This is a genomic window from Micromonospora sp. DH13, assembly GCF_020873825.1.
Lineage (GTDB): Bacteria > Actinomycetota > Actinomycetes > Mycobacteriales > Micromonosporaceae > Micromonospora > Micromonospora haikouensis.
Window position 1 is genome coordinate 1 of the sequence record NZ_JAHWGR010000054.1, and the last position, 14,534, is coordinate 14,534.

At 74.4% G+C, this 14,534-nt stretch carries 14 protein-coding genes; 11 read left to right on the plus strand and 3 right to left on the minus strand.

Annotated features, from left to right (window positions below):
- The first annotated feature begins 130 nt into the window (after positions 1-130).
- Complete coding sequence (locus LPA42_RS31440) at positions 131-712, plus strand: NADPH-dependent FMN reductase (RefSeq protein WP_198956559.1); 582 nt, start codon at positions 131-133, stop codon at positions 710-712.
- A gap of 120 nt (positions 713-832) precedes the next feature.
- Here LPA42_RS31440 and LPA42_RS31445 read toward each other — a convergent pair whose 3' ends face one another.
- Positions 833-1,762 carry a diacylglycerol kinase family protein gene (locus tag LPA42_RS31445; protein ID WP_077937679.1) on the minus strand — a complete coding sequence of 310 codons (930 nt, stop codon included), beginning with the start codon at positions 1,760-1,762 and terminating at the stop codon, positions 833-835.
- Between the two features lie 145 nt (positions 1,763-1,907).
- Between LPA42_RS31445 and LPA42_RS31450 the strand changes: the two genes are divergently transcribed.
- The gene (locus LPA42_RS31450; protein ID WP_077937680.1) at positions 1,908-3,536 is read left to right on the plus strand and encodes an alkaline phosphatase; all 1,629 of its coding nucleotides are present in this window, start codon (positions 1,908-1,910) and stop codon (positions 3,534-3,536) included.
- A gap of 119 nt (positions 3,537-3,655) precedes the next feature.
- Here the strand turns inward: LPA42_RS31450 and LPA42_RS31455 are convergent, their stop codons facing one another.
- Positions 3,656-4,483 carry an amidohydrolase gene (locus tag LPA42_RS31455; RefSeq protein ID WP_077937682.1) on the minus strand — a complete coding sequence of 276 codons (828 nt, stop codon included), beginning with the start codon at positions 4,481-4,483 and terminating at the stop codon, positions 3,656-3,658.
- A gap of 101 nt (positions 4,484-4,584) precedes the next feature.
- On the opposite strand from LPA42_RS31455, the gene LPA42_RS31460 reads away from it, so the two are divergent.
- From LPA42_RS31460 to LPA42_RS31485, 6 genes are all read left to right on the plus strand, one after another.
- A complete protein-coding gene (locus LPA42_RS31460) occupies positions 4,585-5,838 on the plus strand; it encodes a M20 family metallopeptidase (protein ID WP_158229425.1) in 1,254 nt (417 codons plus the stop codon).
- A complete protein-coding gene (locus LPA42_RS31465) occupies positions 5,835-6,836 on the plus strand; it encodes a Gfo/Idh/MocA family protein (RefSeq protein WP_077937684.1) in 1,002 nt (333 codons plus the stop codon). The genes LPA42_RS31460 and LPA42_RS31465 overlap by 4 nt, the downstream gene beginning before the upstream one ends.
- A gap of 13 nt (positions 6,837-6,849) precedes the next feature.
- Positions 6,850-8,151, plus strand: coding sequence for an ABC transporter substrate-binding protein (locus LPA42_RS31470; RefSeq protein WP_228987074.1), 1,302 nt, complete (start codon positions 6,850-6,852; stop codon positions 8,149-8,151).
- A 61-nt stretch (positions 8,152-8,212) separates the two neighbouring features.
- Positions 8,213-9,175, plus strand: coding sequence for a carbohydrate ABC transporter permease (locus tag LPA42_RS31475; protein ID WP_077937685.1), 963 nt, complete (start codon positions 8,213-8,215; stop codon positions 9,173-9,175).
- Positions 9,172-10,005, plus strand: coding sequence for a carbohydrate ABC transporter permease (locus tag LPA42_RS31480; RefSeq protein ID WP_077937686.1), 834 nt, complete (start codon positions 9,172-9,174; stop codon positions 10,003-10,005). Before LPA42_RS31475 ends, LPA42_RS31480 begins: the two co-directional genes overlap by 4 nt.
- A 95-nt stretch (positions 10,006-10,100) precedes the next feature.
- Positions 10,101-10,424 (plus strand): L-rhamnose mutarotase, encoded by a 324-nt coding sequence (locus tag LPA42_RS31485; protein ID WP_096761644.1) that lies wholly within the window; start codon positions 10,101-10,103, stop codon positions 10,422-10,424.
- A gap of 121 nt (positions 10,425-10,545) precedes the next feature.
- Here LPA42_RS31485 and LPA42_RS31490 read toward each other — a convergent pair whose 3' ends face one another.
- Positions 10,546-11,676 (minus strand): mandelate racemase/muconate lactonizing enzyme family protein, encoded by a 1,131-nt coding sequence (locus LPA42_RS31490; protein ID WP_077937688.1) that lies wholly within the window; start codon positions 11,674-11,676, stop codon positions 10,546-10,548.
- A gap of 130 nt (positions 11,677-11,806) precedes the next feature.
- On the opposite strand from LPA42_RS31490, the gene LPA42_RS31495 reads away from it, so the two are divergent.
- From LPA42_RS31495 to LPA42_RS31505, 3 genes are read left to right on the plus strand one after another with little or no spacing between them, the layout of a single operon-like run.
- The gene (locus LPA42_RS31495) at positions 11,807-12,742 is read left to right on the plus strand and encodes a thiamine pyrophosphate-dependent dehydrogenase E1 component subunit alpha (protein WP_077937689.1); all 936 of its coding nucleotides are present in this window, start codon (positions 11,807-11,809) and stop codon (positions 12,740-12,742) included.
- Complete coding sequence (locus LPA42_RS31500; RefSeq protein ID WP_077937690.1) at positions 12,735-13,715, plus strand: alpha-ketoacid dehydrogenase subunit beta; 981 nt, start codon at positions 12,735-12,737, stop codon at positions 13,713-13,715. Before LPA42_RS31495 ends, LPA42_RS31500 begins: the two co-directional genes overlap by 8 nt.
- Complete coding sequence (locus LPA42_RS31505) at positions 13,712-14,530, plus strand: SDR family NAD(P)-dependent oxidoreductase (protein ID WP_077937691.1); 819 nt, start codon at positions 13,712-13,714, stop codon at positions 14,528-14,530. Before LPA42_RS31500 ends, LPA42_RS31505 begins: the two co-directional genes overlap by 4 nt.
- Positions 14,531-14,534: the final 4 nt, after the last annotated feature.

The window sequence follows — 14,534 nt, forward strand, 5'->3', positions numbered from 1 at the left end:
CCTCCGGGCGGGCCGGCGACGACGGCAGGCGACCCCCGTGGCGTCCGAATTGACCTCAACCCTGGTTGAAGTCATACGGTCGGCGGGTGGCCGTCGATGGGACGGCCCATCGTCCCATCTGGAGGATGCGTTGTCCGAGTCCCCGTACCGGCTGGCCGTCATCGTCGGGAGCGTCCGCGACGGCCGCTTCGGCCCCGTCGTGGCGAACTGGTTCTGCCGCCAGGCGAGCCAGCGCGCCGACCTCGTCGTCGACCTGATCGACCTCGCCCACGTCCCGGCGGCGCTCGGCGGCGCGCCGGGTGCCGCCGCCCCCGACGAACCGCGGGCGCCCTTCGCGGAGCGGATCGCGGCGGCCGACGCCGTCGTGGTGGTGACGCCGGAATACAATCACAGCTACCCGGGGCCGCTGAAGGCCGCGATCGACTCGGTGGGCGCGCAGTGGCACGCCAAGCCCGTCGGCTTCGTCTCGTACGGCGGCATCTCCGGCGGCCTGCGGGCGGTGGAACCCCTGCGGGTGGTCTTCGCCGAACTGCACACCGTCACCATCCGCGAGACGGTCAGCTTCGCCGGCGCCCACGCCTGCTTCGACGCGGCCGGTGAGCCGGTCGACGCCGGCCCGGTCAACCGCGCCGCCACCGCCATGCTCGACCAGCTCGGCTGGTGGGCCGAGGCGCTGCGCGCGGCTCGGGCGGCCCGACCGTACGGGTCCTGACCCCGGTCGGTGGCGCGCCCCGTCCGGCGCGCCGCCGGCCGGCTGCCCGCGGGTCCCCCGGCCGTGAGAAGGGAACCCTTCTCTACCGTATGCGTTAACAGGGGGCCCTTCCTTGCACCGTCAGCGGTCGAGGGCGTCGGCGGGGGCCATCACCCGCAGCGCGTTGGCGGCCAGCCCGATCCGGATCGGGGTCTGGCCGCACAGCTCGCCGTCCACCTCGACCCGCGCCGGTCGGTCGGTTTCCAGCCACAGCTCGCCGACGGCGAGGAACGACGTCTCGGCGAGGGTGCGCCGGGCCCCCGTGGCGGCGTTGCGGGCGGTGTCCCGCAGCAGGCCGCGCCGGGTCGGCCCGCCGACCGGGTACGCCACCAGGAGCCGGTCGTCGGCGTCGGTGTCGGCGGTGATCGGCCGGCCGGCGTGGAACCCGCCGTTGGCCACGTACAACTGGTGGGTGTGGAACTCGTGCGTCGCGTCCCCGGCCCGCACGGTGGCCTGCAGTGCCCGGTGTCGGGCCAGCAGCGCCAGCGCGGTCGCCGGGTACGCGAGGCGGCCGGTGACCCGCTTGAGCGCGGGCGGCGTGCGCAGCATGATGTCGGCCGACATCCCCACCCCGACGTGGTTGGCGAACGGCATGTCCCCGGCCAGCCCCAGGTCGACGTCGATCACCTTGCCGTCGGCGAGGACCGCCACCGCGGAGGCCAGGTCCAGCGGGAGGCCGAGGGTGCGGGCGAAGTTGTTGGTGGTGCCCAGCGGCAGCAGGCCCAGCGCCACGTCGCGGTGCGCGAGCAGCCGGGCCGCGGCGCTCTGCGTGCCGTCGCCGCCGCCCGCGACGAGCAGGTCGGGCCCGAGCGCCAGGGCGTCGTCGAGGCTGCGCTCCAGCTCGCCGGGGCGGTCGGCCGGGTACGCCCCGAGCAGCTCGAAGCCCGCGCGGGTCAGCAGGGCCCGGGCGTGCTCGTAGAGGCGGCGACCCCGGCGCGAGCGGGCGTTGACCACCAGCGCCGCCCGCCGGTCGCGCCGGATGGCCGCGCCCAACTCCTGCTTCGTCCGCATGGCTGCCGACCCTATCTCCGCCGGCCGGGGATTCCGGCGGCCGGCTGCCGGGTGGCGCGGGAACGGCCGACAGCCGGTGAAGGATCGGCGAACAGTGGCGCGCGGGGCAGCGGGCGAGACGGTGAAGACGGTAGATACGTGAGGCATGACGAACACCATCGACCGTCGTACCCTCCTGCGGTTGGCCGGCGCATCCGCCGGCACGGCCGTGCTCGCCGGCGCCACCCTGACCGGCGCAGCCCCCGCCGGCGCGGCCGGCGGCGCGTTCCGGCACGGCGTGGCCTCCGGCGACCCGCTGCCCGACGGGGTCCTGCTCTGGACCCGGCTCACCCCCACCGACGAGGCGCAGCCCGGCTCCGGCGTCGGCCCGGAGGCGGAGGTGACCTGGCAGGTCGCCGCAGACCCCGACTTCGCGACCGTGACGGCCCAGGGCGCCCTGACCACCGGCCCCGCCCGCGACCACACCGTCAAGGTGGCGGTCACCGGCCTGGCCCCGGCCACCACCTGGTGGTACAGGTTCGGCTACGCGGGGGCGTGGTCGGCGACCGGGCGCACCATGACCGCGCCGCCCGCCGACGCCGACATCGACCGGCTCCGCCTCGGCGTGGTCTCCTGCGCCAACTGGGAGGCGGGCTACTTCTCGGCGTACCGGAACCTGGCCGACCGGGGCGAGGTCAACCTCGTCGTGCACCTCGGCGACTATCTCTACGAGTACGGCACCGGCGAGTTCGACGCCGGCGGGTCGGTGGTGCGGCCGGTGCTCCCGGCGCACGAGGTGCTGACGCTGGCCGACTACCGGATCCGGCACGCGCTGTACAAGACCGACCCGGACCTGCAGGCGCTGCACGCCTCCGTGCCGTGGGTGATCACCTGGGACGACCACGAGGTGGCCAACGACCAGTGGTCCGGCGGCGCGGAGAACCACACCCCGGCCACCGAGGGTGCCTTCGCCGACCGGGTCGCCGCCGCCCGGCAGGCGTACGCCGAGTGGATGCCGGTGCGCACGGGCGCGGACGGGGCGATCTACCGCCGGCTGCGGTTCGGCCGGCTGGCCGAGCTGTCCATGCTGGACCTGCGCAGCTACCGGTCGCAGCAGGCGTCGGGCTCGGCCGTCGACGACCCGGCCCGGACGATCACGGGCGACGCGCAGATGTCCTGGCTCAAGAACGGCCTGGCCGCCTCCACCGCCCGGTGGAAGCTCGTCGGCAACCCCGTGATGATCGCCCGGGTCGACCTCGCCACGCTGCCCGCCTGGCTGCTCGGCCCGATCGGCCGGCTGCTGGGCGTCCCCGAGAACGGCGTGGTGCTCAACCCCGACCAGTGGGACGGCTACAACGCCGACCGCAACGAACTGGTCGACCACCTGCGCGCCACCGGCACCCGCGACGTCGTCTTCCTGACCGGCGACATCCACACCTCGTGGGCCAACGAGGTCACCACCCGGGCCACCGGCACCGCCACCCCGGCCGCCGTCGAGTTCGTGGTGCCCTCGGTGACCAGCGACAACGTCAACGACTTCCTCGGCCTGCGGGAGGGCAACGCGCTCAGCGTCCTCGGCGCGGACCTGCTCCGGGCGACCAACACGCACGTGCGCTGGACGGAGCTGGACGGCCACGGCTACGGCGTGCTGGAGGTGACCCGGCAGCAGTGCCGGATGGACTGGTACCACCTGGCGGACCGGACCCGACCGGGCAGCGCCAGCCGGTGGGTGGCCGGCTGGTCGGTGGCCGCCGGGTCGTCGACGCTGCGCCGGGAGGCCGCGCCGCAGGCGTGACCCGGCTGCGGCGGGGCGGGCGGGAAGCGGTCCGTCCCGCCCCGCTGCGGCGTCACCGCCCGCCCCGCTGCGGCGTCACCGCCCGCCCCGCTGCGGCGTCAGCCCGCCCCGCCCCGGCGTCAGCGCCCGCGCAGGGCGCGGTGGAGGTTGCCGCCGAACACGTCGGCCGCCTCGGCGGCGGAGAGCCCGTCGAGCCCGACCGGGCGCAGGGTCTGGGCGAACGACACGTGGTCCAGGCTGGGGGAGAAGTCCGAACCCCAGTAGAGCCGCCGCGCGCCGAACCGGTGCAGCAGCAGGTCGACGAAGGGCCGGGCGGCGTCGTGCGGGTACGCCTCGGCGGGGTCGCTCACGGCGTACAGGCCGGAGACCTTGACCCCGACGTGCGGCAGGTGGGCCAGGTCGGTCAGCGGGGCGAGCCGGTCGGCGGCGGCCCGGTCGGCCGGCACGGCGCGCTGCCGGCCGGGCAGGCCGAGGTGGCTGAACAGCACCGGGCAGCCGTCGAGCGCGGCCAGTGCCCGCCCGAGCCGGCCGGTCGCCTCGGGCGTGGCGTTGAGGCTGACCACCGCGCGGGCGTCGTTGAGCGGCCCGGCGACGGTCCGGGCCCAGCCGGCGAACGCGTCGGCCGCGTCCGGGTCGGGCAGGTACGCGGCGACGCCCGCGAACCCCGCCGCCCAGAGGCGGTCCAGGCCGGCCCGGTCGGTGCCGGTGACCGGAACGTACGCCACCGGCGCGATCCAGTCGTGGCTGGCCGCGAGCGCGGCGAGGTGCCCGTTGTTGCCGGCGAACTCCGGCGCGCCCTCGTAGCCGACGACGAGCGCCCGGCCGATGCCGTGTTCGTGGCGCAAAGTCCGGTAGACGGCGAGTTCGTCGCCCCCGGCCGGGGACCTTCCGTAGCGGCCCGGATACCCGTCGGCGAAGAGGTGCAGGTGTGCGTCGGCGCGTTCCATGGCCGGACCCTAACCGATTCCGAGCTGCCCATTGACGTGGGAGGACCCCTCGCTTAGGTTCTTGTCTCAATTAGGTCCGGATTATCGGACGCAGGCGAGGGGTGATCCGCGTGGTGCAGGCGTACGAGGGCGTTGATGATCTGGTGCGGCTGCGAAGGCAGCTTCACCAGCACCCTGAGCTGCGGTTCACCGAAAAGCAGACGGCGGCGATCCTCGCCGACCGGCTCGCCCCGATCGCCCGGGTTCGCTCCGGTGTCGCCGGCACCGGTCTCGTCGCCGAGATCGAAGGGCGTGCGCCGGGCCCCTCGGTCTTGCTTCGGGCCGATATGGACGCCTATCCGGTCCAGGACGCCAAGGAGGTGCCCTGGGCGTCGGGCAACCCCGGGGTCTGCCACGCCTGCGGGCACGACGTGCACATGAGCGTCGTCGCCGGCGTCGCGGCCCGGCTCGCGGCCGACCCGCCCGCTCGGGGCACGGTGACCGTGCTGTTCCAGCCGGCCGAGGAGATCCCCTTCGGCGAGGACTCCGGCGCCGCCGCCGTGCTCGCCGACGCCGCCCTGCGCGGCCGGCGCTTCGACGCCGTCCTCGGCCTGCACTGCTGGCCCGACCTGCCGGTCGGCGCGGTCGGCATCGACCGGGAGACCGCGATGGCGGCCAAGGACGCCTTCCGGGTCGAGGTGCTCGGCCGCGCCGCGCACGCCGCCACCCCCGCCCTGGGCCGGGACGCCATCCTCGGCCTGGCCGGCATCGTCAACCTCCTGCACGCCGGGGTCGCCCGCTCCCGCAACCCGCACGAGCTGGTCGCCTTCAACATCGGCACCATCGCGGGCGGGGCGAGTCAGAGCCAGGTCGCCGAGCGGGCGGAGGCGACCGGCACCCTGCGCACCCACGACGAGGCCACCCGCGCGCGGCTCAAGGAGGTGATCGAGCGCATCGCCCGGCAGCAGGCCGCCGCGCTCGACCTGGGCCTGCGGTTCACCTGGGCCAACGAGATGCCGCCGGTGCGCAACGCCGCGCCGCTGGTGGCCCTCGCCCATGCCGAGCTGCCCGCCGTGGTCACCGTCGCGGACCTGACCGCGCCGCCGCTGACCACCGACGACTTCGCCCTGCTGGGCGCGCTCGGCCCCAGCCTGTACGTCAAACTCGGGGTGACCGGCGAGCGCGGCGGCGCGCCGCTGCACTCCGGCGCCTTCGACGTCGACGAGCGGTGCATCGGGGCGGGCGTGGCCGCCCTGGACCGCCTCACCCGGGCCGTCCTCGCCGGCCGCCTCGCCGAGGCGGAGACCGCCGACGTCCCCGGCGCGCGGGCCGCCGGTGCCGCCCCCGCCGCCACCTCCGAGGCGGTCGGGGCATGAGCCGCCCGTCCGTGGCCGTGGTCGGCGCGGGGGCGTTCGGCGTACGGCACCTGGCCGCGTACCGGTCGCTCGGCGTGCCCGTGCACGCCCTGGTCGAGCCGGACGCCGCGACCCGGGCGCGGGTGGCCGCGGAGCACGACGTGCCGCGGACGTACGCCACCGTGGCCGAGCTGCTGGCCGCCGCCGGGCCGGACGGCGCGTCGGTGTGCGTCCCCGGCCCGGCGCACCGCGCGGTCGCCGTGGAGCTGCTCGCCGCCGGGGTGCCCGTGCTGGTGGAGAAGCCGCTCGCCGCGACCGCCGCCGACGCCGCCGCCATCGTGGCCGCCGCCGAACGCTCCGGCGTGCTCTGCCAGCCGGGGCACATCCTGCGGCACAGCGCCCCCCACCGGGCCCTGCACGACGCGGTCCGCGCCGGCCGGATCGGCGACGTGCTCGCCGTGTCGTCGCGCCGCGACCGGCCCCGCACCCTCAGCCGGCTCTTCCCGCGCGAACACCCCGCGCTGCTCACCGCCGTGCACGACATCGACCTCGCCCTCTGGTACGCCGGAGCGCCCGTGGTCGAGGTGCGCGCGGCGGCCCGGACCCGACCCGGATCGGCCACCCCGGTCCTGGTGTGGGCGGAGCTGCGGCACGCCAACGACGTCGTGTCGTCGATCCGCAACAGCTACCTGCTGCCCGAACACACCCCGAACCACACCTCGGACCTGGTCGAGGTGTACGGCACCGACGGGGTCGCGCACGTCGACCTCGGCCACCCCACGCTGCTCGTCCAGGGCGAGCCGACCGAGGCGCCGGACTGGCTCCTCTCCCCGGTCGACGGCGGCGGAGCGCTCGCCGCCGAGCTGCGGCACTTCCTCGGCCGGATCGACGGCACCGAGCCGACGGCGGTCGTCCCGCTCGCCGACGGCCTGCACGTCGTCCGGGTCGCCGAGGCCGTGGTCGACAGCGCCTCCGCCGGCGGGTCGGCCCGCCGCGTCCCTCAGAGCCCCCACTTGTGACAGGAGCTACCCGATGTTTCGACGGAGTTTGGCCGGCGCCCTCGCCGCCGGCATGGCGGCCGCCGCGCTGCTGACCGGATGCGGCGGCGGCGGTGACGACGCCAGCGACGGCCCGGTCACCCTGAAGGTGCTGACCTGGGAGCCCGGCGGCACCGAGTACTGGAAGCAGGTCAAGAGCACCTTCGAGGCCGGCCACCCGAACATCAAGCTGGAGATGCAGTCCGTCCCCTTCGACAAGTACCCCGAGGTGCAGGGCCCGTACATCACCTCGCAGTCCGGGCCGGACGTGATGGCCAACAACGCCGGCCTGGAGCTGTTCGACCGGCGCGGCGCGTACGTGCCGCTGGGCGACAAGGCCGCCGAGATCACCAAGGACCTGGTCACCTACAGCGGCGCCTGCGAGGGCTTCGACACCAGCAAGACCTGCTACGGCGTGCCGTTCTCCTACCAGGGCAACGTCCTCTACTACAACAAGGCCGTCCTCACCGCCGCCGGCCTGGACCCGGAGAAGCCCCCGGCGACCTGGGACGAGTTCGGCGCGGCCTGCGACGCGGTGAAGAAGGCCGGCAAGACCTGCCTCGCGCTCGGCCTCTCCGGCACCTTCCCGGCGTACTGGGACTTCCCGGAGATCGCCCGCAACTATCTCACCGAGGACGACATCCGGGCCCTGCTCGCCGGCAAGCTGTCCTGGAAGGACCCGAAGCTCGTCGCGGTGCTGGAGAAGCTCGCGGAGATCACCACCAAGGGCTGGGCGAACAAGAACGCCCCGTCGATCACCATGCTCCCCGACGGCGCGGACATCTTCCAGCGCGGTGACGCCGCGTTCGCCGGCACCATCATCTCCGACGCGGTGAACTGGGAGGCGTTCGGCAAGGCCCTCGGCGACGACAAGCTCGGCGTCACCCGGTGGCCGGCGATCGACCCGGCGGCCCCGCTGGCCCAGAAGTTCTCCGGCATCGAGGGCGCCGTCTACGGCGTCACCCAGTGGAGCCAGAAGAAGCAGGCCGGCCTGGAGTTCATCACCTGGCTCGCCGGCAAGGAGAACGGCGAGCTGTGGGTCAAGTACGGCAAGGGCCAGCCGCTGAACAAGAACGTCGACAAGGCGCTGCTGCCCTCGTCGCCGGCCTTCCTGAAGATCCAGGAACTGGTGGCCCAGCCGACCCTGCACGCCGGGGTGATGCTCTCCGGCCCCGAGGCCGACGCCCTGGCCCGCGGCTGGCAGCAGGTCACCCTCGGCCAGCTCACCGTCGACAAGTGGGCCGAGCAGATGCAGCAGGCGCTGGAGCGCAGCCCCACGAAGAAGCAGACCAAGTAGCCACCCCGGGCGGGGCGACCCCTCGTCGCCCCGCCCGGCCAGCCCCGGGGGAGGAACCCTGATGACGATCTCCACGGCGCCCGCGTCGGAGCCGGTGGCCGCCGACGCCCCGCCCGCGCCCGGCCGCCGCCGGGCCCACCGGCCGGGACAGGCCCGGGAATGGTGGCTCGGTGCCGCGCTGGTGCTGCCCGCGCTCGCCCTGGCCGTGCTGTTCAAGCTGGTGCCCCTCGCGCGGGGCGTGCTCACCAGCTTCGAGTCGTCCAGCGGGTTCGGCGGCAGCGAGTTCGCCGGGGCCGACAACTACACCCGGATGTTCGACGACCCGATGGTGCGCACCAGCTTCCGCAACGCCCTGCTGGTGGTGGCCACCCTGCCGGTGTGGATCGTGGTCCCGCTGGTGCTGGCGCTGCTCATCCACCAGCGCTCGCCGGGCTGGAAGTTCTTCCGCGCCGTCTACTTCGTGCCGTACACCATCGCGCCCATCGTCGTCGGCATCATGTTCCGGCAGATCCTCGCCCCCGACGGGCCGCTCAACGCCCTGCTGCGCGGCGTCGGCCTGCAGCCGCTGGCGATCGAGTGGCTCAACGGCCGGCACAGCGCGCTGTTCTCGCTGGTCGCGGTCGCCCTGTGGAGCTTCTTCGGCCTCGGCGTGATGACCTACCTCGCCGGCCTGGCCACCATCCCCGAGGAGACGCTGGAGGCGGCGTACCTCGACGGGGCGGGCTTCTGGCGGCGGCTGTTCTCGGTGGTCGTGCCGATGCTGCGCCCGACCGTGGCGTACTGGAGCGTGCTCTGCGCCTCCGGCGTGCTGATCTGGCTGTTCCCGCTGATCTACGCGCTGACCCAGGGCGGGCCGGGCGATGCCACCATGCTCCCCGAGTACCTGGTCTTCCTCACCACCTTCCAGTTCCTCGACCGCGGCTACGGCTCGGCCATCGGCATCGCCCTGTTCGTCTTCGTCGCCGTGCTGTCGATCTTCAGCGTGCGGCACATGTTCACAGAGGGGACCCGTAAGCCGCGATGAACGCGCGCCACTCCGCCCGCATCGGGCGCTACCTGCTGACGTTCGCGTTGGTCGTCGTCGCCGTCGCGGCGATCTACCCGCTGCTGTTCACCGTGGTCAGCTCGCTGAAGACGCAGGCGGGCTTCGCCGAGGACCCGCTGGGCCTGCCCGCCGGGATCACCCTGGACAACTACCTCGAGGCGTTCCGCCGGATGAACATGCCCCGGCTGCTGCTCAACTCGCTGATCACCACCGTCGGCGGGCTGGTGCTGTCGGTGCTCGCCGCGCTGCTGGTCGCGTACGCGGTGACGAAGCTGCGCTTCCGCGGTCGCAAGATCGTCTTCCTGCTGATCATCGTGACCCTGACCATCCCCAGCCAGGCGATCATCTACCCGCTCTACCAGACCGTGCTCGACCTGGGCATGTCCGGCGAATACCAGGGCCTGATCCTGGCGTACGCGGCGTTCGGGCTGCCGCTGGGCACGTACCAGCTCGCCGGCTACTTCCAGCAGGTGCCCGACGAGCTGATCGAGGCGGCCCGCGTCGACGGCGCGGGGCACCTGACCATCCTGTTCCGGCTGCTCGCCCCCATCGCCACCCCGGCCCTCGCGGCGCTGGCCATCTTCAACTTCGTCTGGATGTGGAACGACCTGCTGCTGCCCCTGGTCATCATGGGCGGCTCGGACAGCAAGACGCTGATGGTCGGCGTCTCCCTGCTCAGCGGCCAGTACGACGTGTCGGTGCCGCTGGTCAGCGCCGGCCTGATCGTCGCGCTGCTGCCGGTGCTGGTCATCTACCTGGTCTTCCAGCGGCAGCTCGTCTCCGGCGCGCTGGCCGGCTCGGGCAAGTGACCGCCCCGGCGGGTGCCGGCCCCGCTCGTTTGCCGGCTGGCGGCGCCGGCCCGGCGGGGCGCGCGGCGGGCGCGACGGCCGGGCCGGGGGAGCAGGTGTGCCACCTGTACCGGCTGCGCCCCGGCGCCGAGGCCGAGTACGAGCGCCGGCACGCCGAGGTGTGGCCGGAACTGTCCGCGCTGCTCGACGAGGCGGGGATCTACGAGTACGCCATCTACCGGCGCGACCTGCTGCTGATCTGCGTGCTGCGGACCCGCTCGGGCTTCGCCCACGCCGACGCGGTCACCGGCGCCTCGCCGGTGCAGGCCCGGTGGACGGCGTCGCTGGCGCACCTGTTCGCCGAGATCGCCGACGCCGACGGCGAGCCGCTGTGGGCGCACCGGGTGTTCCACCACCCCGGCCACCCGCCCCAGGACTAGCGGGGCGGTGCGTGTCGCCCCCACCGCACCCGCGTCGCCCACCGCGCCCACCCCGCGCCGCCTGCGCCTGCGGTGAGAAGGGTTCCCTTCTCTACCGCAGGCGTTAACAGGGGGCCCTTCCTTACACCGCGTACGCGACGGAGCCGTCGGCGCGCAGCGGGATGCGGGTCAGCGGCCGGCCGGTCAGGTCCAGCGGCGTCGGGTCGGACAGGTCGAGGGTGACGCCCAGCCCCGGGTCCTGCGGCACGGGCAGGAACCCGCCCTCGCGGCGCACGCAGGCCCGGGCCGGGCCGTCGGCGAGCGCGTCGTCCAGCGGCGAGTACTCCTGGGTGACGAAGTTCGGGATGACCGTGTCCAGGTGCACGGAGGCCATGGTCAGCAGCGGGCCGAGGCAGTTGTGGGTGACCACGGCCGCGTGGTGCGCCTCGGCCAGCGCGGCGATCTTGCGGGCGTGGCTGAGGCCGCCGGCGAGCCCGACGTCGGGCCGCACGTACTGCGCGCCGCCCTGGGCGAGCAGCTCCTTGAACTCCCAGATGGTGTGCAGCCGCTCCCCGTTGGCCATCGGCACGCCCGGCGCCCGCCGGAGCACCCCGGCCTGGCTGCTCACGCTGTCGATCTGGATCGCGTCCTCCACCATCAGCGGGTGGTGCCGGGCCAGCGCCGGCACGACCGCCTCGGCCTGCAACGGGGTGAGCTTGCGGTGCAGCTCGATCAGCAGGTCGACGTCCGTGCCGACGGTGTCGCGCACCGCCGCCGTGGTGGCCTCGGTCTCGGCCACGAGGCGGGCCTGCGACAGGTCGCCGTAGTTCGCCGGCAGCGGGTCGAACTTCACGGCGGTGAAGCCGTCGGCGACGGCGGCGGCGGCCTCGGCGGCGAGGGCCTGTGCGCCGTTGCCGCCCAGCAGCAGGTGCAGCCGGATCCGCTCGCGCACCCGGCCGCCGAGCAGCTGCCACACCGGCACGCCGAGCCGCTTGCCGAGCAGGTCCCACAGGGCCAGGTCGACGGCGGAGACGGCGGCGGTGAGCACCGAGCCGCGGAACGGGCCCATCCGGTAGAGGTGGTGCCAGTGGTGCTCGATCCGGCCGGCGTCCGCCCCGATCAGGTAGGGCCGGAACGCCTCCACCACGGCGTGCACCGCCGTCGGGTAGCCCCAGCAGGCGGACTGGCCGACCCCGGTCAGCCCGTCCGCCGTGTGCACCTGGACGAAGTGCGCGTCGCCGCGCACCGCCGACTCGACCTCGACGATCTCCATGCCCGCTCCCAAATTAGAGACCAATAACGGCCACAAACTTGCTTCAGCACTCTTCCATAGCCTTGGACTGCTGGTCTAGGCTCCACAACCAACGAGCCGGAATAAGGCTCAATTATCTCTGGGGGGTGTGATGGGGCTGCCGGACGACTATCGGCTCATGGCCCGGATCCGCCGGTTCGAGGAGCGGCTGACCGCCCTCAAGGACGCCGGCGAGATCCCGGGCTCGATCCACCTGTGCAACGGCCAGGAGGCCATCCCGGTCGGTGCCTGCCGGGCGCTGCGCGACGGGGACCACGTCACCGCGACCTACCGGGGGCACGGCTGGGCGATCGCCCGGGGCGTCGACCTCACGGGCCTGTTCGCCGAGATGATGGGCCGCGACTCGGCGCTGTGCGGCGGGCGCGCCGCCTCGCCGTACCTGTCGGACCCGGGCCGCTGGTTCGTCGGCGAGAACTCCATCGTGGGCGCCGGGGTGCCGATCGCGACGGGTGCGGCGCTCACCGCGCAGCGCACCGGCAGCGGCGCGGTGTCGGTGGTCAGCATCGGCGACGGCGCGATGAACCAGGGCAACGTGCACGAGGCGCTCAACCTCGCCGCCGTGCTCGACCTGCCCCTAGTGCTGGTGGTGGAGAACAACGTCTACTCCGAGATGTCGCGCATCTCGGACATGGTGCGGGTCAAGCAGCTCGCCGAGCGGGCCGCCGGCTACGGCCTGCCCGGCCGGGTGGTCGACGGCAACGACCCCGACGCCGTGTACGACGCGGTCGCCGAGGCCGTGGACCGGGCCCGCGAGGGCTCCGGGCCGTCCATCGTGGAGGCCATGACCGAGCGCCTCGTCGGCCACTACAGCGGCGACGCGCAGCACTACCGCCCGGCCGGCGAGATCACCGCCGCCCGGCAACGCGAGCCGCTGGCCCGCATCCGCGCGGCCGCCGACGCCGACCTGACCGCCCGGCTCGACGCGATCGACGCCGAGGTCGACGCCGAGATCGAGGCCGCCGTCACCGCCGCCCGCGCCGTGCCCCACCCCGACCCGGCGACCGCGAGGGAGCACGTCTATGTCTGAGTCGCTGCGCTACATCCAGGCCGTCAACGCGGCCCTCACCTGGGCCCTGGACAGCCGGACCGACACCGTCTACTTCGGCGAGGACGTGGCCCTGCCCGGCGGGCCGTTCGGCGCCACGAAGGGGCTGCACAAGAGGTTCGGCTCCGACCGGATCTTCGACACCCCGATCTCCGAGACCGGCTTCCTCGGCATGGCCCTCGGCGCGGCCATGACCGGCCTGCGGCCGATCGCCGAGATCATGTACGCCGACTTCTCGTTCGTGGCGATGGACCAGATCGTCAACCAGATCGCCACCATCCGCTACTCCAGCGCCGGGCGCTGGAAGGCCCCGCTGGTGATCCGGATGCAGCAGGGCTACTCGCCTGGGGCGTGCGCCCAGCACTCGCACTCGCCGGAGGCGTACTTCGCGCACACCCCCGGCCTGCGGGTCGCGCTGCCGGCCACCCCCGACGACGCGTACCAGATGCTGCGCACCGCCGTCGTCAGCGACGACCCGGTGGTCGTCGCCGAGGCCCGGATGCTCTACCCGACCCGGGGCCCGGTGCGCACCGACGCCCCGGTGGAACCGGTCGGCGGGGCCCGGGTCGTCCGGTCCGGCACCGACGTCACCGTCGTCGCCTGGTCCCGGATGGTGTCGGCGGCCCTCGACGCCGCCACCATCCTGGCCGGGGAGGGCATCGACGCCGAGGTGGTCGACCTGCGCTGGCTCAACCCCCTCGACTTCGACACGGTCGCCGCTTCGGTGGCCCGCACCGGCCGGCTGGTCGTCGCGCACGAGGCCAACCTCACCGGCGGGTTCGGCGCGGAGATCGCCGCCCGGGCCGCCGCCGAGTGCTTCGCCGACCTGCGCGCGCCGATCGCCCGGGTGGCCGCCCCGGACGTGCCGATGCCCGCCGCGCCCGCCCTGCAGGCCGTCGTGGTGCCCGAGGCCGCGACCGTGGCCGACGCGGTACGCCGGACGGTGCGGGCGTGAGCGACGGGGGCCCGCCGTCCGGTGCCGGCGACCGGGTCCCGCCGTCCGGTGCGGGCACCGGCGGCGGGGCCGCCGCCGGCCTGCTCGCCGGCCGGCGGGTGGTCGTCGTCGGCGGCGCGTCCGGCATCGGCCTGGCCACCGTGGTCGCCGCCGCCGACGCCGGTGCGGCCGTCGCCGTGCTCGACGCCGACTCCGCCGGCGCGGACCGCGCCGCCGCGCGGGCCCGCGCGGCCGGTGCGACGGCCTGCTCCCGCGGCGTGGACGTCACCGTCGAGGACGAGGTGGCCGCCGCGTTCGACGCCGTGGCAGCCGACCTGGGCGGGGTCGACGCCGTGCTGCACGTCGCGGGCGTGATGCGCGGCCAGGGCCTGGACGTGCGCGACGTGCCGGTCGAGCTGTGGGCGCGGGTCATCGCCGTCAACCTCACCGGCCCGTTCCTGGTCGCCAAGCACGCCGCCCGGCACCTGAGCAGGGGCGACGGCGTGCTCGTGCTGGTCGGGTCGAAGGCGGGCGTGCAGACCGGCTCCGGCTCGGTACCCTACGGCGCGAGTAAGGGAGGGTTGCACGGTCTGGCGCTCACGCTGGCCCGCCAGCTCGGTCCACAGGGGATCCGCGTGCACGCGCTCTGCCCGGGGGACATCGACACGCCGCTGATGCGACGGTCGCTGGACGAGGCGCGGGCCAACGGCACCGACGGCGGGCGGATCGCCGCGGTCGAGGCCGCGCTGGGTCGCCCCGAGGACGTCGCCTCGGTGCTGGTCCTGCTGGCGTCGCCGGTCAGTGCCGGCCTCGTCGGCACGGTCTGCGCCGGCTGATCAG